This is a genomic window from Mesorhizobium sp. ESP7-2 (assembly GCF_020164715.1).
In the GTDB taxonomy this organism is placed as follows: domain Bacteria; phylum Pseudomonadota; class Alphaproteobacteria; order Rhizobiales; family Rhizobiaceae; genus Mesorhizobium.
In genome coordinates this window covers 138,212-156,905 of sequence record NZ_JAIUGQ010000002.1, presented here as the reverse complement: position 1 = coordinate 156,905, position 18,694 = coordinate 138,212, and the positions used below count along the sequence as shown (strand labels likewise).

Annotated in this window: 15 protein-coding genes, 1 tRNA gene and 1 pseudogene; 11 read left to right on the top strand and 6 right to left on the bottom strand. The window is 61.2% G+C overall.

The window, feature by feature from the left end:
* Positions 1–654: 654 nt before the first annotated feature.
* Both LB543_RS03080 and LB543_RS03075 read right to left on the bottom strand, forming a co-directional pair.
* Complete coding sequence (locus LB543_RS03080; protein WP_224613013.1) at positions 655–1,143, bottom strand: hypothetical protein; 489 nt, start codon at positions 1,141–1,143, stop codon at positions 655–657.
* The gene (locus tag LB543_RS03075) at positions 1,136–2,011 is read right to left on the bottom strand and encodes a GIY-YIG nuclease family protein (RefSeq protein WP_224613012.1); all 876 of its coding nucleotides are present in this window, start codon (positions 2,009–2,011) and stop codon (positions 1,136–1,138) included. Before LB543_RS03075 ends, LB543_RS03080 begins: the two co-directional genes overlap by 8 nt.
* Positions 2,012–2,104: 93 nt before the next feature.
* Between LB543_RS03075 and LB543_RS03070 the strand changes: the two genes are divergently transcribed.
* The 6 genes and pseudogenes from LB543_RS03070 (at position 2,105) to LB543_RS34040 (ending at position 8,831) form a co-directional block, all read left to right on the top strand.
* On the top strand, positions 2,105–3,619 hold the full coding sequence (locus LB543_RS03070) for a type I restriction-modification system subunit M (protein ID WP_224613011.1): 1,515 nt from the start codon (positions 2,105–2,107) through the stop codon (positions 3,617–3,619).
* Positions 3,609–4,823 (top strand): restriction endonuclease subunit S, encoded by a 1,215-nt coding sequence (locus tag LB543_RS03065; RefSeq protein ID WP_224613010.1) that lies wholly within the window; start codon positions 3,609–3,611, stop codon positions 4,821–4,823. The genes LB543_RS03070 and LB543_RS03065 overlap by 11 nt, the downstream gene beginning before the upstream one ends.
* Positions 4,820–6,814 carry a type I restriction endonuclease subunit R gene (locus LB543_RS03060; protein WP_224613009.1) on the top strand — a complete coding sequence of 665 codons (1,995 nt, stop codon included), beginning with the start codon at positions 4,820–4,822 and terminating at the stop codon, positions 6,812–6,814. Before LB543_RS03065 ends, LB543_RS03060 begins: the two co-directional genes overlap by 4 nt.
* Positions 6,815–6,852: 38 nt before the next feature.
* On the top strand, positions 6,853–8,118 hold the full coding sequence (locus tag LB543_RS03055) for a UvrB domain 3-containing protein (RefSeq protein WP_224613008.1): 1,266 nt from the start codon (positions 6,853–6,855) through the stop codon (positions 8,116–8,118).
* Positions 8,105–8,560 (top strand): annotated as a pseudogene (locus tag LB543_RS33850) (M48 family metallopeptidase); the annotation flags it as partial. The gene LB543_RS03055 and the pseudogene LB543_RS33850, both read left to right, overlap by 14 nt.
* Positions 8,535–8,831, top strand: a complete 297-nt coding sequence (locus tag LB543_RS34040; RefSeq protein ID WP_318012949.1) for a M48 family metallopeptidase — start codon at positions 8,535–8,537, stop codon at positions 8,829–8,831. The pseudogene LB543_RS33850 and the gene LB543_RS34040, both read left to right, overlap by 26 nt.
* A gap of 57 nt (positions 8,832–8,888) precedes the next feature.
* Here LB543_RS34040 and LB543_RS03045 read toward each other — a convergent pair whose 3' ends face one another.
* The 4 genes from LB543_RS03045 to LB543_RS03030 all read right to left on the bottom strand — a co-directional run bounded on the left by LB543_RS03045 (position 8,889) and on the right by LB543_RS03030 (position 12,328).
* On the bottom strand, positions 8,889–9,368 hold the full coding sequence (locus LB543_RS03045) for a hypothetical protein (RefSeq protein ID WP_224613007.1): 480 nt from the start codon (positions 9,366–9,368) through the stop codon (positions 8,889–8,891).
* 71 nt (positions 9,369–9,439) lie between these two features.
* Positions 9,440–11,101, bottom strand: coding sequence for a tyrosine-type recombinase/integrase (locus LB543_RS03040; protein WP_224613006.1), 1,662 nt, complete (start codon positions 11,099–11,101; stop codon positions 9,440–9,442).
* A gap of 86 nt (positions 11,102–11,187) precedes the next feature.
* A tRNA-Phe gene (locus tag LB543_RS03035) sits at positions 11,188–11,263 on the bottom strand.
* A 171-nt stretch (positions 11,264–11,434) separates the two neighbouring features.
* On the bottom strand, positions 11,435–12,328 hold the full coding sequence (locus tag LB543_RS03030) for a helix-turn-helix domain-containing protein (RefSeq protein WP_224613005.1): 894 nt from the start codon (positions 12,326–12,328) through the stop codon (positions 11,435–11,437).
* An 83-nt stretch (positions 12,329–12,411) separates the two neighbouring features.
* Here LB543_RS03030 and LB543_RS03025 point away from each other — a divergent pair, with 83 nt between their 5' ends.
* From LB543_RS03025 to LB543_RS03005, 5 genes are all read left to right on the top strand, one after another.
* Positions 12,412–13,683 (top strand): ABC transporter substrate-binding protein, encoded by a 1,272-nt coding sequence (locus LB543_RS03025; protein ID WP_140758902.1) that lies wholly within the window; start codon positions 12,412–12,414, stop codon positions 13,681–13,683.
* Positions 13,684–13,843: 160 nt separating this feature from the next.
* A complete protein-coding gene (locus tag LB543_RS03020) occupies positions 13,844–14,704 on the top strand; it encodes a carbohydrate ABC transporter permease (RefSeq protein ID WP_224613004.1) in 861 nt (286 codons plus the stop codon).
* Positions 14,701–15,537, top strand: coding sequence for a carbohydrate ABC transporter permease (locus LB543_RS03015; RefSeq protein WP_224613003.1), 837 nt, complete (start codon positions 14,701–14,703; stop codon positions 15,535–15,537). Before LB543_RS03020 ends, LB543_RS03015 begins: the two co-directional genes overlap by 4 nt.
* Before the next feature lie 8 nt (positions 15,538–15,545).
* On the top strand, positions 15,546–16,625 hold the full coding sequence (locus LB543_RS03010; RefSeq protein WP_224613002.1) for an ABC transporter ATP-binding protein: 1,080 nt from the start codon (positions 15,546–15,548) through the stop codon (positions 16,623–16,625).
* 36 nt (positions 16,626–16,661) lie between these two features.
* Complete coding sequence (locus LB543_RS03005; protein ID WP_224613001.1) at positions 16,662–18,689, top strand: aldo/keto reductase; 2,028 nt, start codon at positions 16,662–16,664, stop codon at positions 18,687–18,689.
* Positions 18,690–18,694: the final 5 nt, after the last annotated feature.

Below are 18,694 nucleotides of genomic sequence, written 5' to 3'. Positions count from 1 at the left end.
ACAGAGTTCGTTGCGGGTTCCCCATCCACAGCAGGAAGTCGCAGGATGCGGGTAACCGGGTCCCAAGTCAGTGGGTCAACGGGCACGTGGTCGCCTTTGCTATCCTCGCCAACCTGACGGAGCGAGCCCGCCATCTCGTTTTGCAGAAGTCTTACGAAACTGCCTCGCGCCTGCCAGATTTGCTGCCTTAACTCTAGACCTTCGCTGTGACCGTGAACCACCAGATGTCTTGCGACGTAGCAGGCCTTCAGTACCTGATCCAACACGCGTACGCGTACACCTTCGTCAGCCGGTGATCCGTCTCCAGACGGCACATTCGGAAAGAATAGTCGGCCTCGGTCTAGCAAAGCGCTGGCGCGATGGCTAAGCGTCTCGATAGCGGCCAAACTGTAACTGCCCCCCTCGGTCAGCGGCGCACACGCCGTTTCGATTTCCGCCATAACGTCGATGACCTCACTGCCCCACCGTGTCATCTCCGTGTCGCGCTGGCGTTCCCGGTCCTTCTTTTCCCCCTCCCGATAACGCTTGTCCGTCCGCAGAGCCAGATAAGACTGAATGACCGTCGTCGTACCGAACAACACGGCAGCTAGCGCCGCGATTGATTCCCATCCCATAGTTCCCCCTTCGCTGAACGTTGAGCGTTCCGTAATTTCGCTAATGGTTGTCGAACGTGTTGTGGGGAGTTTCTAAAGCGACGGCGCAGTAGACCTCCAGAATTGCTTGATTGACCGCGTCCGGTTCGATCACATACCGGAAGGCCATGTTTCGAATTCGGGCCTTCGCGGCGGAAAAATGCTTTTGGAAATCCAGATCCCTCATCTTTTCGGCGCGGGTGTCGGGATGACCCTTGACATAAGACCTGCCGGTTCGCCCGCTCGTTAGGCATGCCAGCCGATACGCGAACGGGGCGACCCCGTCGCCGGAGCTTTCCCGACGATGTGCGTAGAACCGGCCGACGATGTCGTTCGTGCGTCCGACATAGAGGTGGCAGCCACCTTCCGTGAGCAGATATACCCCTCGAAGGCGTCCGTCCTGTGGCAGGTGCACCGTCGGGAAACGCTCTCCAACAATGGGATGCATCTCCAGAAGTCGGTTGAACGATGGCACCAGCGTTTCAACCGTCGCCCGAAAATTCTCATGCATTCGCCAGCCGCCCCTCTACGCTAACCATGGCATCCCAACCCGCAGAGACTTGGGCCAATGGGAGCCAGATGCGCTCGCCTCTTGTTCGATGGGAGCGGAAGTGATCCAGCATCGCCTGTTCGACATCGTATGCTGTCATGGCATTCTCGAAGCGAGCAAGTCGCTCAATCTGCCATTGCTCATCCAGAACTTCTGTTGGGACGTGAGCGTTGATTTCGGCTAATCGGCGATCAGGATCGATGCTGATTCCGATTTTCCAAATATCGCGGGCGCCAAACCTCAACAGATAGGTGAAGCACGGGCCGTCGCAACTTCTAAGGACCAGTGCCTCATAGCTGGTTGGGGGAGGTCCCTTAGACCGCGACCGCCTGTAGGAGGTTCGTCGCTGGACCTTTCTTAGCTCGCTGCTAGACATCGTGAAGGGCCTAGACAATGGGACCTCGTGGTGTGGGAGCCTCAACACCCTGCTTGCAAGCTTGGCCGGCAAAAGCCATGGATGGCGGATGGCCTTCATCGGGACTTTGCCGAGTATGGCCCGTGTCAGGGGATACGGCTCGTCGAATTGCCAGGCCCTAAGTGCCTTCACCGCCCATGGCCACTGAAACGCCCCGTAACGCTCCGTCCCTGCCGCAATCATTGCATCTGTAAAATACTGCTCTACCCGCCCCCTTTCTTGACCGAACTCCATCATCCCGACGATCTTGCCGCGCATCGAGTTAACGGGGGCTCCTCTGGTGGCTAAGAAAACCATCCTGTTTCCCGGTTCATATCGTTCGACTAGAGAATGGGCCGCAGCTTCCAAACTGAAGGTCACTGCGGGCCAATCGATCGGATCGAACCCATGGAAGTACTTTGCGTAGATTTTCATTCTTTCGCCTCCCCGCCGCAGAATGCCTTGTGCGTTTGAGATTGCAAAGAGTGATGCAGGCTGGTGTATTCGAGCCGATTCGAAGGGGGCATCATGGCATCAGGTCGCGTAACGCAGGCGGAAATCAACAAGGCGGCATGGGCGGCCTGCGACACCTTTAGGGGTACAGTCGACGCATCGGTCTACAAGGACTACGTGCTCACCATGCTGTTCCTGAAATACATCTCCGATGTGTGGAAGGACCACTACGAGACCTACCGCAAGGAGCACGGCAACCATCCCGACCTCATCGAGGCGTTGATGAAGAACGAGCAGTTCGTGCTGCCCAAGGGCGCGAGCTTCTATGACCTCCATCGTGACCGCCACAAGGCCGGCAACGGCGAGCGGATCGACAAGGCCCTTCACGCCATCGAGGAAGCGAACGGGAACAAGCTGCGCGACGTGTTCCAAGACATCTCCTTCAATGCCAACAAGCTGGGCGACGAGGAGCAGAAGAACGACATCCTGCGCCTGCTCCTGGAGGATTTCGCCAAGGATAGCCTCGACCTGAGGCCAAGCCGGGTAGGTAGCCTCGACATTATCGGCGGCGCCTACGAATACCTCATCTCTCGCTTCGCGGCGTCCGCCGGCAAGAAGGCCGGTGAGTTCTACACGCCCGCCGAAGTCTCCACCCTCATGGCGCGGCTGGTCGAGCCCCAGGAAGGTGACGACATCTGCGATCCGACATGCGGCTCGGGGTCTCTGCTGATGAAATGCGGGCAGGAGATTACCAGGCACACCGGCTCCAGGAAATACGCGCTCTATGGCCAGGAGGCGATCGGCTCGACCTGGGCGCTGGCCAAGATGAACATGTTCCTGCACGGCGAGACCAACCACCAGATCGAGTGGGGCGACACGATCGGTAACCCGAAGCTACGCACGGCGGAAGACCGGTTGCGCCATTTCGATGTCGTCGTCGCCAATCCGCCTTTCAGCCTCGACAAATGGGGCTCGGAGAAGGCCGGCGCCGACCGCTTCGGCCGCTTTCGTCGCGGTCTGCCGCCGAAGACCAAGGGCGACTACGCCTTCATCCTGCACATGATCGAGACCATGAAGCAACGCACTGGCCGCATGGCTGTCGTCGTACCGAATGGCGTGCTCTTCAGGGGATCGAGCGAGGGCGAAATCCGCCGCAAGCTGGTCGAGGAGAACCTTCTGGATACTGTCATCGGCCTTCCCGAAAAGCTGTTCTTCGGCACCGGCATCCCCGCCGCCGTTCTCGTCTTCCGAAAGAAGAAGCCGGACGACACCGTGCTCTTCATCGACGCCAGCCGCGACTACGAGGAAGGCACCAACCAGAACCGCCTCGGCGAGCAGCAGCTTCTGAAGATATTCGCCGCCTTCGATGACCGAGTTTCGATCGACAGATATGCCCATCTGGCCACGGCAAAAGAGATCGCCGATAACGACTTCAACCTCAATATTCCGCGCTATGTCGACACCTTCGAGGAGGAGGAGGAGATAGACCTGTTGGCGGTGCGGGCCGAGCGAATGAAGCTGAAGGTGGAGATGGATGAACTTGAGACGAGGATGGAACGCTTCTTGAGGGAACTTGGCTATGGTGCCTGAGGAGTGGCGAACCGCGAATGTCCGTCAGCTCTGCTCGAAAGTTACGGACGGTACGCATGATACCCCGACCCCAGTCGATGGCGGCATTCCATATATTACAGCCATTCATGTAAAAGACGGACACATACGTTTTGACGATTGTCTTTTTCTGACGGAGGATGATCACCGCGAAATCTATCGACGATGCAATCCGCAATTTGGCGATCTTGTCGTTGTGAATATTGGCGCTGGAGTTGGCCAATGCGCGGCGGTGAACGTGACATTCGAGTTCAGCATGAAGAATGTTGCTTTGCTAAAACCAAACCCCGAACACATCGATCCTAAGTTTCTATTCCAGGCATTTCGGTCGGAGGAAAGCCGAATTGGCCGGGAAGCCAGGTCAGGCGGAGCACAACCATTCATATCTCTTCGGCACCTTGGGCAACTCCGGTTTCTTGTCCCTCCAATTCCTGAGCAAAAGAAGATCGCCGAAATCCTCTCGACCTGGGATGCGGCCATTGAGACCACCGAAAAACTGCTCGCCAATGCAGTGGCTCAGAAGCGTGCCTTCATGCAGCAACTGCTCACGGGAAAGAGACGATTGAATGGCTTTGGAGGGCCTTGGGCTCGCCAGACTCTACGGGACGTCGCCGAGGTCATCGTGTCGAACGTCGACAAGAAATCGGTCGATGGCGACATCCCGGTCAGGCTCTGCAATTATATGGATGTCTATGCCAACGATATATTGCAACCGTCACTCCCATTTATGGAAGCAACAGCTACATCCGCTCAGATCAAGAAATTTGGGCTTCATGTTGGCGATGTGCTGATAACAAAGGACAGCGAAACCCCGAGCGATATAGCGGTGCCTGCATACGTTTCGGCGACTGCCGATGATCTGGTTTGCGGTTATCATCTCGCAATTATTCGGCCGGGCCCTCGCGCGTCAGGCCGCTTCCTCAAGTTCTACTTTGAGCATCCTCACACACAGACTTACTTTGCGTCTCGCGCAAACGGGGCAACGCGCTTTGGCCTAAGGGTAGGCTCCATCGAGGAGGCTCCTATCCAACTGCCGACCCTTGAAGAGCAGGAACGGATTGCGGACGCGATTGCCACAGTGGAGACAGAAGCGAAGCGGCTCAAGAGTTCGATCAAGCTTTACCGCGCGGAGAAGGCCGCCCTCATGCAGCAGCTCCTGACGGGCAAGTGGCGGGTGACGGTGTGAACGCTCCCGAGCGCCCAAGGACCGAAGAAGAAATCCAGGCCAAGGTCCCGGCACTCGCCCTCTTGCTGAAGCTCGGCTGGTCCTATCTGTCGCCGGCCCAATGTCTCATTCTGCGCGGGTCCGAACGCGCCGTCATCCTGGAATCCGCCGTCCGCGACCATCTTTCCGCCTGGCGGTTCTCCTATCGCGGCACGAGCCATGCGCTCTCCGCCAGCAGCATTGCCCAGGTGCTGAAGGCGCTCAATGACACCGGCCTCAACGAGGGCCTGACGGCGGCTAATGAGCGGATCTGGAAGCATCTTGCCCTTGGCGTCACCGTCTCCGAGTTCATGCCGGACGGCCACAAGCATTCCGTTACCGTGCCGCTGGTCGACTTCGCGGCCCCAATGAGCAACCGCCTCCAGGTCACCGAGGAGCTTTCCGTCGAACGCGAGGGCGGGCATGGCCGCTTCCGGCCCGACATCGTGCTCTACGTCAACGGCGTCCCCTTAGCCGTCATCGAGGCGAAGCGCCCGACCGGAAGCCGTGCCGAAAAACTGATGCTGGCCGAGGGGGTCTCGCAGCACCTTCGCAACCAGAAGCCGGATGGCATCCCCGCGCTCTATGCCCATGCCCAGCTCCTGCTTTCCATCTCCGGGCAGGATGGCAAATACGCGACCACCGAGACCCCGGCGAAATTCTGGTCGATGTGGCGCGAGGAGGAAATCCCGGCTGCTGCGATCGACACGCTTGCCAATGCCCCACTGACGGCGCAACAGCATTCCGCCCTGTTCGCCGAGCGCCCGCATTATGTCCGTGCCTTCTTCGACGGCCTTTGGTCGAAGCCTGTCGCCGCGACCGGACAGGATCGGCTCATTGTCTCCCTGCTGAGGCCCGATCGCCTGCTGGAGTCCATCCGCTATTTCCTGCTCTTCGACCGCAAGCTGGGCAAGATCGCCGCCCGCTATCCACAGGTCTTCGGCGTAAAGTCGATGCTGGAGCGCATGGAGAAGCGCAACCGCGACGGCGGCCGAGAAGGAGGCGTCATCTGGCACACGACCGGCTCCGGCAAGTCCTTCACCATGGTCTTCCTGCTGAAGGCGCTGCTGATCCATGACGCTCTTGCCCGCTGCCGCATCTTCGTCATCACCGACCGGGTCGACTTGGAGCGCCAACTGTCGACCACCTTCATGGCGGGCGGAGCTTTCGGCTCTGCGGTAGCGACGAAGAAGGAGGGCGAGAACGCCAAGGCCTCATCCGGCCGCGACCTGGCGCAACGCATCGGCACGGGCACCGAGCGCATCATGTTCACGCTGCTGCAAAAATTCAATTCGGCGACCCGCTTCAAGGAATGCCACAACGCCTCTGAAGACCTGATCGTGCTAGTTGACGAAGGACATCGCAGCCATGGCGGCGAGAACCACGAGCGGATGCGCAAGGCGCTGCCCAATGCCGCCTTCATCGCCTTTACCGGCACACCGCTGCTGAAGGACGATAAGACGCAGAACAAGTTCGGGCCGATCCTTCACGCCTACACCATGCAGCGGGCGGTCGAGGACGGGACGGTCACCCCGCTTCTCTATGAAGAGCGCCGGCCGGTGGTCGACGTGAATGCCGAAGCCATCGACAAATGGTTCGACAAGATCACCACGGGGCTTTCCGACAAGCAGCAATCCGACCTCAAGAAGAAGTTCGCCACCCGAGGCAGTGTCTACCGCGCCGGCAACCGCATCGACCTCATCGCCTGGGATATCGCCACACATTTCTCGCAGAATTTCAAGGAGCTTGGCACCGGGCTGAAGGCGCAACTGGCGACCGACAGCAAGCTCTCCGCCATCCGCTATCAGCAAGCGCTCGACGCCACCGGTCTCGTCACCAGCGCCGTCATTATCTCGCCGCCCGACACCCGTGAAGGCCATGAGGACACCGACGAGGCGAAGACCCCGGAAGTCCAGAAATGGTGGGCGGCCAATGTCGGTAACGATCCGGAGGCTACGAGCGGACGGTCATAGAGGATTTCTCCACCCCCGGCAGGCCCGACATCCTCATCGTGGTCGATAAGCTGCTCACCGGCTTCGACGAGCCGCGCAATGCGGTGCTTTACATCGACAAATATTTGAAGGAGCACAACCTGCTCCAGGCCATTGCGCGGGTGAATCGGCTTCATGAGTCCAAGCAGTTCGGTTTTCTGATCGACTATCGCGGCATCCTGAAGGAACTCGACACCTCGCTGAAGGACTACCAGGACCTCGCCGAGCGCACCCAAGGCGGCTACGACATCGAGGACCTTGAAGGCACCTTCGCCAGCGTCTCGACCGAATACAAGCGCCTGCCCGGCCTCCATGCCGCGTTGTGGGCAACCTTCGCAAGCGTCAAGAACAAGGGTGACCGCGAGCAGTTCCGTCTGGTGCTGACCCCGGATTCGGTCCTGGGTGACGGTGGCGTAAGCTATGACCGAAACCAGAAGGTGCGCGAGGATTTCTATGCGGCGCTGACCGAGTTCGGCATGTGCCTCAAGCTCGCCCTGTCATCCCGCGCCTTTTTCGAGGACGGCTCTTTTAGCGAGGCCACGATCGCCGGCTACAAGACGGACCTGAAGTTCTTCACCGAGCTGCGCATCCAGGCCAAGCAGGACGCCATGGAGACGGTCGACTTCTCGGCCTATGAGGAGCAGATACGCAAGCTGGTCGACAAGCAGGTCGTCGGCGTCGAGATCAAGGAATCGGAAGGCGTCATCGACCTCACCGGCTTCAGCGACAACAAACAGGCCGGCTATGACACCGGCTGGAGCGACGACAAGACCCGAGCCGAGACCGATGTCATCAAGACGCGGCTGACAAAGACCATCGAGCAAACGCTGGCCGATGACCCGTATGCCCAAGCGGTCTTTTCCGACCTGCTACGCCAAGCGATCAAGGAGGCGGAATCCCTCTTCGATCATCCGCATAAGCAATACATCCTGTTCAAGGACCTGGAGGAAAAGGCGAGAATGCGGGCCAATCCCCATGTTCCCCACCGCTTTCCCGACAATCCACACGCGCAGGCCTATTTCGGTCTGTTCCCCTTGGTGCTGGGCGAGGTGACGGCGCGGGATCGCGGCGAGGACTGGCTTGTCGCCGAGGCCTTCCATGTCGACGAGGTGGTGAGCAACGCGGTGGCGACGCTCTCCATCAACCCGGCCAACATCGAAGCCGAAATCAGGAGGCAACTCCTGCCGCGCTATTTCAGGGCGCTGGGCGGGTTGGACAAGGCTCAGGCGCTAGTAGACCGGATTGTCGAGATCGTCCGCCTGGGGGCCTCGCGTGGCACTCTCTGAGCGCAACCTGTCGACGCTCCGCTATGGCGACGAGAGCATCGCCTATTCCGTGCGGGTCAACCCGGCCCGCCGCGAGCGCATTGCCATCCACGTTCATGCCGATGGGGCCGTCGAGGTCGAAGCGCCCGAGAACGCCAGCGAGGAGGCCATCCGCAAGGCGGTAATGAAACGTGCCCGCTGGGTTATCCAGCACGTCACCGATGCCCGCAAACGCTTCGAGCATGTCCTGCCCCGGCAATATGTCAGCGGCGAGCAGGCGCTCTATCTCGGCCGCCGTTATGTCCTGAAGGTGGTGCAGGTCCCCAAGGCCGAGCGGTCCATAAAGCTGAAGCGTGGCCTTCTAATCGTCGCCACGGACAGCATCGACGGGTCGGCGCTTCGGGCTCGCATCCGGGCCTGGTATCGCATCAGGGCGCGTGACTATTTCGCCGGCCGCATCGAGGCAATCTCGAAGGCGCTGCCGTGGGTCCAGGAGCCGCCGGCATTTCGCCTGCTCGACATGTTGCGCGACAGGCGGTTCGGTCACACTCAATCCGTTCCTGGTCAAGGCACCGCGCGAGGCGATCGACTACGTCATCACCCACGAGCTTTGCCACCTCAGGGAACACAACCACAGCCCCGAGTTCTTCCGCCTCCTGACGCGCTCCATGCCAGGCTGGGAGGCAGTCAAGTCCCGTCTCGATCACAGCGCCGAGATCATCCTAAATGACTGAGTGATTTGGATATGACGGGGCGCAGAGCAAGCGGCGGCACCGCTGGCGTCATGGGTGCTACTTCTTCGGAGGCTCGACGCGTTCACCATCCAACACCGAATATGTCGCTCCACTCTCGCCTTTTTGCGATCGTTGAAGTTCCTCATAAAGGTATCGAGCAAACATCGCGCCGCCGCCCAGAACCACCCAAAGTGGAACCCCAACCGCGCCGCCGAGGGCGGCAATCCCTGCATTTGCACCGCCAAACATCGCAACTCCGACAGCGGCCGCACTGAGCCCTAATCGTTGCGCGGCCGAGCGCTTATCCCAACCATGCTTCTTGGTTTCGAAGGCGATGATCTTCAGGACAGGCCAGATCGCCTTGCTCTTGATTGTCGCGGAGATAGCGGCTCGCCCCTTCTCGTAAACGGGCAAGTCCGATTGGTGAAGATCCAGTAGCTTTACCACAAGGGTCTGCAGGGCGTGATTCTGGTCGGGTGTGGCGTTCTCCGCAATCCGAACGGCGAGCTGCTTTTGGCGGTCCTGCTTTTCGATCATAATGTGTTTCCCTAGCCACCTCCGAGGTCATAGCAGACTGCAACGGATAATCGAGGCCCTCTGACGGCGAGTTAGTTTCGGTCGATCTTAAACCGGGGGAAAGCGTCCATCGCCTTCACTTTGGTGACCAGTGTCACTCCGCCATAGCCTTCGCCGACCGTTCGCGGGTCGTGGCCGCAGATTGCGTCGAGCACCTTGTCCTGGATTCCGGCCTCCGAGCCCATTGTCTTGAACGTATGCCGCCAAGCGTGGTTCGGCTGAATGTTCGGGTCCTTGACGACGGTGCGCACAAATTCGGTGAGGCGATTCTTGGCTGTCCTCCAGGCAGACCGGTCAGTACCAGACCACATGAAGAGATGCCCGTCCGCCGCAGCCTTCACGAACGCCGGAAACCCCGTCTCAACCAGATGCGGGTGCAGCGGCACTTCCCGACGTTCCTTATCCTTCACAGTCCCCGCTTCCGGCGTGATTGTGATGATCCAGTGCTTGCCCTCCTGGCGGACGTCCTCCTTGCGTAGCTGCACGATCTCGCCGACGCGAGCGCCGGTATACGCGCAAAGCCAGGGAACCCATCGCATGAGGCCATGGCGCTGCGGCTTCTCCTTTGGACCCTTCTTTGCGTTGGCCGAGGCTGTAAGGATGGCTGTGACTTCCCTGGGGGTGAACCAGCTTTCGCGAAGCCGTCGCTGCTTGCCGACCTTGATGGTGATGCCGGTAGCGGGGTTCGCCCCCATCTTCCTGTTATTGACCGCCCAGCTAAAGACGCTCCGAAGGCCGGAAAGGTAGCTGTCCTTCACGGTCTTGGCGCTGAGGGTTCTGTCGGTCTTTGGATTGACGGTGACTAAGAGGTGATCCTTGAAGCGAACGAGGTCGTCGGCAGTCACGCGGGAGGCATCGTCGTGCTTCAGAAACGCCGCCAGCGTTGCAGCCGCCTTGCGGTAGCTTTCGTGCGTGCTTGCAGTGAGGCCCGACGCCTTCGCCTCCTGCCACCAGGATTCGACCAGGCCCGTTAGCGAGACGCTCGGCGCGGTCTGCGGCCTGCCGGGAGCCTTCCACTCGGGAAACCGCTCGGAGCGAGGATCGGGCGAATAATCGCCGCCCGCCTTCCGCTGTCGCACCTCCATCCCCTCACGGAGTGCCTTCAAGAATTCACGAAGCACCATCGGGCGGGACGCCGGGTCGATCGCAGGAATGCTATGAGCAAGCAGCAACCGATCGACGAGCGGCCCCAAGGCATTCTCCACAGCTGGGGCATCCCCGTCCTCCTTCAGCCTCCCGAGCTTCTTGACGATAGACGCATAGCCCGCCTCCAACAGGTCAAGGTCCAAGCTGTCGTCGCGCTCGACGGTGCCATCTGCATTCTGCACGAAGGAGATGGTGCTGCGATGATCGTAATCGCTCGCCCAGGCACGGTAGAGCTCGCCAGAAAGGGCCACGGCTTGACGATGCGTGAGTGCGACCGGCTTATCCTCCCGCAGCGATCGGAAGATTTGCTCCAGATATGCCGCTGCGTCCGCCTGCCGGTTCTTCACCGCGCTGGGGTCCCCGGTCTTCAACGAGAAGCGAATGCTTTCGGTCTTCGGTGTGATGGTGACGAACGCCGTCTCTCCGCCGATCGGGACAGCCAGCTTCATGCCGACCATGCGATCTCGCAGGTCAGCGGGGATGCGCTGGACGAATTGCTGTTTGGAGGAACCTGTTCGCTTCACGGGACGGACCAGCCGATAGAGCATAGTTGCACACCTTTGTAACACAGTCAGGCGAGCGCAACATGCTGATTTGGCTTATCTTCTTGATCTTGTTGGGGTGACAAGAAAGATGGTGCCCAGAGGCGGATTCGAACCACCGACACGCGGATTTTCAGTCCGCTGCTCTACCAACTGAGCTATCTGGGCCTGCTCCGGCTAACGAAAACTCGTGTTCCGGATTTCATGGCGACGCCGTGGCGCCCCTTGAAAGCGCGTGGGTTATAGCACGGGAATTCGGCCTGTCCAGCGCCCAGATGTGGATTTCCTTGAGGAAAAGAAATGCCGTTCGATCGGCCTGTTTCCATGCCGTGCGCACGCCTATCTGGCGCTTGCCAGTCTCTTGCGGAAGTCGGACGGCGTCATGCCGGCCAGCTTGCGGAAGGACTTGTTGAAGGCGCTGAGCGAGCCGAAGCCTGAATCCATGGCGACGCGCAGCACATTGGCGTCCTGATGCATCAACAGCGCCTGCGCGTAGCTCAGCCGCAACAGGTTGACATATTCGTTGAGCGTCATGCCGGTCGATTTCTTGAACAGGCTCATGGCGTATTTCGGGTGGATGTCGGCGGCCGCCGCTATGTTCATGCAATCGATGTCGTAGAGGAAATTCTCGGCGATGAAATCGCACATACGCCCGACATTGCGCGACGACTGCTGGTCGAAGGGAGTGCCCCCTTCCTGCCCGGCGGCGTTTCCCGGCACCAGCCGGTAGGGCTCGAACCGCACCCGCTCCAGCCTGAGCAGGAGTTCGTTGACGGCGTGCTCGGCCTTGGCCGGATCGCCAGAGCGGGCATAGCGGTTCCAGCGGGCAAAATTGTCGTTGTCGGATTGATCGGTGGCGCTGGTTACCAGCGTCGCACCCGTCATCAGCCGGTGGCGTACGTCCGCCGGCAAATGCAGGCGAAAGAAGTGCACCAGTGGCAGATGCGCGCCGGCATAGACGGCGTCGTCGCTCAAATCGTCCATCTGGTGCGGCAGGCCGCCCCAGAACAGGCACATCTCGCCGGCCGAAAGCGCTATTTGGTGCTCGTTCATGCGGTAGTGGACGGTGCCGCGGACGATGAAATTCACCTCGACCTGGGCGTGCCAGTGCGGCTTGAGCATCACCAGCGGATTGGTGTGGAACATCTGTAACAGCAGCGGCAGGCCTTCCACGCTGCTGGCGCCGGGCTGGTAAAACGGCCTGTCAGACATCTTACTTTCCGCCAATTTCATATTCCCTCTGTCAGGGACAGGCCTTTGCCGGTGCCTAATCTAGCCACGCTCGCAGAGAGAGCAAATGAAATGGGAGGATTTCAATGCGCATCACACTGTCCTGCGCCGCGCTAGCGCTTGCCCTGGGCTCCGCCCCGGCTTTCGCACAATCCGGCGAAATCACGATCTGGAGCTGGAATATCGCCGCTTCATCCCTGAAAGCAACGGTTGCCGGCTTCAACAAGCTGCATCCCGACATCAAGGTCACGGTCCAGGATCTCGGCAACCAGCCGACCTATGACAAGTCGATCGCCGGATGCGCGGCCGGTGGCGTCGGCCTGCCCGATATCGTCACCATCGAGAATGGCGAGGCCGAGAATTACTGGAGCCAGTTCCCCGACTGTTTCGTCGACCTGCACACGCTGGGCTACACGGCTGAGGACCAGAAGAAATTCCCCGATTTCAAGCGCACCGAACTCGAAGTCGGCGACAAGGCCTATGCGATGCCGTGGGATTCCGGCCCGGTCGCCGCCTTCTATCGCCGCGACTTCTATGAGAAGGCCGGCGTCGATCCGGCATCGATCAAGACCTGGGACGATTTCATCGCCGCCGGCAAGAAGATCCAGGCCGCCAATCCGGGGGTCTCGATGACCAACGCCGATTTCAACGGCGACAGTGAATTCTTCCGCATGATCTCCAACGAACAGGGCTGCGCCTATTTCGCCGAGGACGGCCAGTCGATCACGGTCAACCAGCCCAAATGCGTCGACGCCATGACCAAGGTCAAGGAGATGAAGGACGCCGGCATCGTCTCTTCCGCCGACTGGAGCACCAAGATCACCAACAACACCGCCGGAACCGTCGCCACCCAGGTCTATGGTGGCTGGTACGAGGGCACCATCCGCACCGAATCGGCCGGCGAAAACGGCAAATGGGGCGTCTACCTGATGCCGAGCCTGACCGCGGACGGCCCGCGCGCCGCCAATCTCGGCGGCTCCTCGCTCGCCATCACCTCGGCGTCGAAGAACAAGGAAGCCGCCTACGAGTATTTGAAATACACGCTCGGCACCAATGAAGGCCAGATCACCATGCTGAAGGAGTTCGGTCTCGTCCCCTCGCTGGTCTCGGCCCTGAACGACCCCTATGTCAGCCAGGGCCTGCCCTACTGGGGTGGCCAGGCGGTGTGGAAGGATATTCTGGGCACCTTGCCCAAGGTTGTTCCGAGCCGCGGCACGCAGTTCCAGAGCGATGCCGAGATCATCGTGCGCGCCGTGCAGACCAAATATCTGGCCGGCGGCTATCCCGACGCCAAGGCGGCACTCGACGATGCCGCCAGCCAGATCGCCTCGGCGACTGGCCTGCCTGTCAAGTCCTGAGGTGCCGACAGCTTCCTTCTCCCCGTCGCTATAAGGGGAGAAGGTGCCGGTCCACTCTCCGCAGCTGCTGCGGAGGACGGGCAGGCGGATGAGGGGCGGCGCCTACTTCGGCAATTGCCGCCTGCACAAACCAGAAAAGCAGAAAGGAGGAGGAGAAAAGATGCGCAACCGCAATGCCACGGCCTATCGCTTCCTCACACCCTATCTCCTGATCTTCGCCATCTTCTGGGTGTGGCCGATCATCTCCTCGTTCCTGATCTCGTTCCAGGCGACGCGCACCGTGCCGTGGCGCTTCGCACCGAGCTTCAACTGGGGCCGGCTGATCGGCGACCCTGCCTTCTTCAACGCGCTGAAGAACACGCTGCTCATCCTTGTCATCCAGGTTCCGGTGATGATCGCGCTGGCCATGGTAATGGCGGTGCTGCTGAATTCGCCGCTGCTCAAGGCGCGCGGTCTCTACCGCTTCGCCTTCTTCGCCCCGGTCGTGGTCGGCGAGGTCGCCTATTCGGCGGTGTTCCGGCTGATGTTCAGCCTCGATTTCGGCATCGTCAACAAGCTCCTGAACAGCATCGGCCTGCCCAAGATCGACTGGTTCTCCAATGTCACGCCGGCCATGGCGCTGATCATGATCGCGGTCACCTGGCGCTGGGCCGGCTACAACGCCATCATCCTGCTTGCCGGCATGCAATCCATTCCCGACGATGTCTACGAGGCGGCGACGCTCGACCGGGTGAGCAAGCTCAAGCAATTCTTCCACATCACCCTGCCGCTGTTGAAGCCGGTCATCGTCTTCTGCGCCGTGCTGTCGATCATCGGCACCATGCAATTGTTCACCGAGCCGTTCCTGATCACCGAGCGTGGCGGGCCGGGCGGTGGCACCGAGACGCTCGGCCTGCTGCTTTACCGCCAGGGTTTCCGCTCGCTCAACTTCGGCTATGCCTCGGCCGTCGCCTACACCATGGCGGGTCTCGCGATCGCCATCACGCTGGTGCAGCTGTGGCTGACGAGGGAACCGAAATGAGCTCACTCTCATCGGCAAGACTGAAACGAAGCATCGCGCTGCACCTCTTCCTCACGCCGCTGGCGCTGATCTGGCTGTTTCCGCTGTGGATGATGGTGGTGTTCTCGACCATGCCCGACAACGGCATCTTCAGCCCCGGCATCGAACTGTTGCCGCACGGCAATTTCATCGACAATTTCAACAATCTGCAGCGCGACACCGACTTCGTCGGCGCCATCATCATCTCCGTTTGCGTGGCGGTGACCTACACCGTCCTGTCGGTGCTTTTGACCTCAATGGCCGGCTGGGCGCTGGCCCGCTACCAGTTCTTCGGCAAAAGCGTGGTCGTCGCCATCATCCTGGGCACCATCACGCTGCCCTATGCGGTGGTGCTGATCCCGCAATTCATCATGGTGGCGCGCGACTTCAAGCTCGCCAACACATGGGTGGCGCTGGTCGTGCCACCGCTGTTCAATTCGCTTGGCGTGCTGTTCATGCGCCAGAGCTTTTCCATGATGCCCGATGACCTGTTCGATGCCGCCCGCGTCGAGGGCGTCAAGGAGTGGCGCATCTTCGTCTTCATCGCCTTGCCGTTGGCCCGACCGATGCTGGCCGCGCTCTGCATCATCCTGTTCCTCGCCTCCTGGAACAATTATCTGTGGCCGCTGCTCATCAACAGCCAGCCGGGTTCGATGACAGCACCCGTGGCGCTCGGCACGCTGATCGGCCTGACCAAAGTATCGTGGGGCGGCATCATGGCGGGCGCGGTGATGCTGACCGTGCCGATGCTCATCGTCTTCGTGCTCCTGCAGCGTCATTTCATCGCCGGCATCGCCGCCGGCGCGGTCAAGTAGGGAGCAGAATGGCCACCGTCACACTCACCAATGTCGCCAAGCGCTTCGGCGCCTTCGAGGTCGTCCATGGCGCCAACATCGACATCGCCGATGGCGAGTTCGTCGTCTTCGTCGGCCCGTCGGGCTGCGGCAAGTCCACGCTGCTCCGGATGATCGCCGGGCTGGAGGACATCAGCGGCGGCGAGATCGCCATCGGCGGCAAGGTGGTCAACGATGTCGAGCCGGCCGACCGTGGCATCGCCATGGTGTTCCAGTCCTACGCGCTCTATCCGCATATGAGCGTCGAACAGAACCTCTCCTTCGGGCTGCGCATGACCGGCAACCCCAAGGCCGACACCGAGCGGCGGGTGAAGCGCGCGGCCGAGATCCTGCGCATCAGCGAATTGATGGATCGCCGCCCCAAGAAGCTTTCCGGTGGCCAGCGCCAGCGTGTCGCCATCGGCCGCGCCATCGTGCGCGAGCCGCAAGTGTTCCTTTTCGACGAGCCGCTCTCCAATCTCGATGCCGAACTGCGCGTCCAGATGCGGGTCGAGATCTCGAGGCTGCACAAGGAACTCGGCGCCACCATGGTCTATGTCACCCACGACCAGACCGAGGCGATGACGCTCGCCGACCGGATCGTCGTGCTGCGCGGCGGCCATGTCGAGCAGATCGGCCGGCCGCTCGATCTCTATGGCAATCCCGACAATATTTTCGTGGCCGGCTTTGTCGGTTCGCCGAAGATGAACTTCATCAAGGCCCACATTGTCGGGCGTGATGCAAAAGGCGTTGTGGTCGAACTGGCGGGCGAGGAGAAGACCCGTGTCGTCCAACCGCTGACAGGCGCCGCGCCCGAACCGGGCAGCAAGGTCATCGTCGGCGTGCGGCCGGAACATTTCGGCAGTGCGGGGGAGGGCGACGCCGACCTCACCGTCGCCATCGACGTGGTCGAGCACCTCGGCGGCACGAGCTTTCTCTATGCCAGGACGGCCCATGGCGAGGACGTGGTGATCCAGCGCGACGCGGCAAAAGTCCCCGAGACATCAGATGTCACCGTTTCCATCCGCAAATCCTACCTGTTCGACGAAAAAGGGCTGCGGCTGCGCTGACCGGCCGCCCCTTTCCCAGCCCGCAAGGAGAATGACATGACTTCAACCACGCCCATTCGCTGGGGCATTCTTGGGCCGGGAGGCATCGCCAAGGCCTTTGCCGGCGGCGTCGCCGGTTCGCATACCGGCAAACTGGTCGCCATCGGCGCGCGCAATCCCGGCAAGCCGGGCCTGGCCGAGAGCTTTCCCGGCGCCCGCGTCCTCGATGGCTATGACGCTCTGCTCGCCGACTCTGAGATCGACGCCGTCTATATCGCGGTCCCGCATCCCGGTCATGTGCAATGGGCGATCAGGGCGGCGGAAGCCGGAAAGCATGTGCTGTGCGAAAAGCCGCTGGCGCTGACCGCCTTCGAGGCCGACGCCATGATGCATGCGGCGCGCAAGGCCGGCATCTTCCTCGGCGAGGCTTTCATGTACCGGCTGCATCCGCAGACGCTGCAACTGGTCGACCTGATCAAGTCCGGCGTCATCGGCGAGATCAGGATGATCAAGTCGAGCTTCGGCTTCGCCATGCCTGATTTCATGCCGCAGCACCGGCTCTACGCGAACGATCTCGCCGGCGGTGGCATCCTCGATGTCGGCGGCTATCCCGTTTCGATGGTGCGGCTGATTGCCGGCGCTGCCGCAGGAACGCCATTCGCCGAACCCGACAAGGTCGCCGGCGCTGCCCATCTTGGCCAGTCCGGCGTCGATGAGTGGGCCTCGGCCCTGCTGCATTTTCCCGGCGGCATCGTCGCCGAGGTTTCCTGCAGCATCTCGCTCAACCAGGACAACGTCCTGCGCATCTTCGGCACCAAGGGGCGTATCGAGGTGCCAGACTTCTGGTTCGCCGGCGGCGACCGTGATGTCGGCCTCGGCCGGATCGACGTGATCGGTGCCGACGGCGCGCAAGAGACCATCAGCGTCAACGAGAAGCGCCATGTCTATTCCTTCGAGGTCGATGCCGCCGGCGAGGCGATCCGCGCCGGGCGTCAGGAATTCGCCTGGCCGGGCATGGGCTGGGCCGACAGCCTCGGCACCTTGCGCGTGCTCGACAGATGGCGCGCGGCGGTGGGGCTGGAATATGAGATCGAGAAGGCCTCGCTACGCACCAACACCATCTCCGGGCGACCCTTGCGCCCGGGCGGCACCGCGATCGGCAAGCGCACCATTCCGGGCCTGGCGAAGCCGGCCTCCGTGGTGGCGCTCGGCTTCGAGGATTTTCGCACCTTTTCCTCCGGGTCGATCCTGCTCGACGCCTTCTTCGAGGCTGGCGGCAATCTCTTCGACACCGGCTATGTCTATGGCGGCGGCTACACCGAGACGCTGCTCGGCCAATGGCTGAGGAACCGTGGCGTGCGCGAGCAGTCGGTCGTCATCGCCAAGGGCGCGCATTCGCCGCTCTGCTATCCCGACGTGATCGCCAAGCAGCTTGCCCAGTCGCTAGACCGCCTGCAGACCGACCATGTCGATGTCTATTTCATGCATCGCGACAATCCGGACGTGCCGGTCGGCGAATTCGTCGACGCCATGGACCGCGAGGTCAAGGCCGGGCGCATTCGCGGTCCGTTCGGCGGCTCGAACTGGACGATGCAGCGCATGGACGAGGCGATTGCCTATGCCGAGCGCACCGGCAAGCAGAAGCCCGGCGTGCTCTCCAACAACTTCTCGCTGGCCGAAATGCTGGAGCCGATCTGGGCCGGCTGCGTCACCTCCTCCACCGATGATTGGAAAGCCTGGCTGACGTCCAGGCAGATGCCGAACTTCGCCTGGTCGAGCCAGGGGCGGGGCTTCTTCACCGACCGCGCCGGGCGCGACAGGCGCGACAGCGAGGAACTGGTTCGGGTCTGGTACTCCGAGCGCAATTTCGGCCGCCGCGACCGCGCGATCGAACTCGCCGCACGGCTGCGCAAGAGCCCGATCCACATTGCGTTGGCCTATGTGCTCAATCAGCCTTTCCCGTCGGTTCCGTTGATAGGGCCCCGCACGCTGGGCGAACTGGACGACAGCTTGCGTGCGCTGGACATCGCGCTTTCGCCTGCCGAACTCGAGTGGCTGGACGGCGGCAGCCTGCACGCGGCCTGACAAAA

Bases quoted from the DNA above. Each gene is read 5' to 3' on its own strand.
- LB543_RS03075 (WP_224613012.1), bottom strand. From the start codon at position 2,011: ATGAAAATCTACGCAAAGTACTTCCATGGGTTCGATCCGATCGATTGG.
- LB543_RS03005 (WP_224613001.1), top strand. From the start codon at position 16,662: ATGACTTCAACCACGCCCATTCGCTGGGGCATTCTTGGGCCGGGAGGC.
- LB543_RS03015 (WP_224613003.1), top strand. From the start codon at position 14,701: ATGAGCTCACTCTCATCGGCAAGACTGAAACGAAGCATCGCGCTGCAC.
- LB543_RS03080 (WP_224613013.1), bottom strand. From the start codon at position 1,143: ATGCATGAGAATTTTCGGGCGACGGTTGAAACGCTGGTGCCATCGTTC.
- LB543_RS03065 (WP_224613010.1), top strand. From the start codon at position 3,609: ATGGTGCCTGAGGAGTGGCGAACCGCGAATGTCCGTCAGCTCTGCTCG.
- LB543_RS03045 (WP_224613007.1), bottom strand. From the start codon at position 9,368: ATGATCGAAAAGCAGGACCGCCAAAAGCAGCTCGCCGTTCGGATTGCG.
- LB543_RS03070 (WP_224613011.1), top strand. From the start codon at position 2,105: ATGGCATCAGGTCGCGTAACGCAGGCGGAAATCAACAAGGCGGCATGG.
- LB543_RS03040 (WP_224613006.1), bottom strand. From the start codon at position 11,101: ATGCTCTATCGGCTGGTCCGTCCCGTGAAGCGAACAGGTTCCTCCAAA.
- LB543_RS03020 (WP_224613004.1), top strand. From the start codon at position 13,844: ATGCGCAACCGCAATGCCACGGCCTATCGCTTCCTCACACCCTATCTC.
- LB543_RS03030 (WP_224613005.1), bottom strand. From the start codon at position 12,328: ATGAAATTGGCGGAAAGTAAGATGTCTGACAGGCCGTTTTACCAGCCC.
- LB543_RS03010 (WP_224613002.1), top strand. From the start codon at position 15,546: ATGGCCACCGTCACACTCACCAATGTCGCCAAGCGCTTCGGCGCCTTC.
- LB543_RS03025 (WP_140758902.1), top strand. From the start codon at position 12,412: ATGCGCATCACACTGTCCTGCGCCGCGCTAGCGCTTGCCCTGGGCTCC.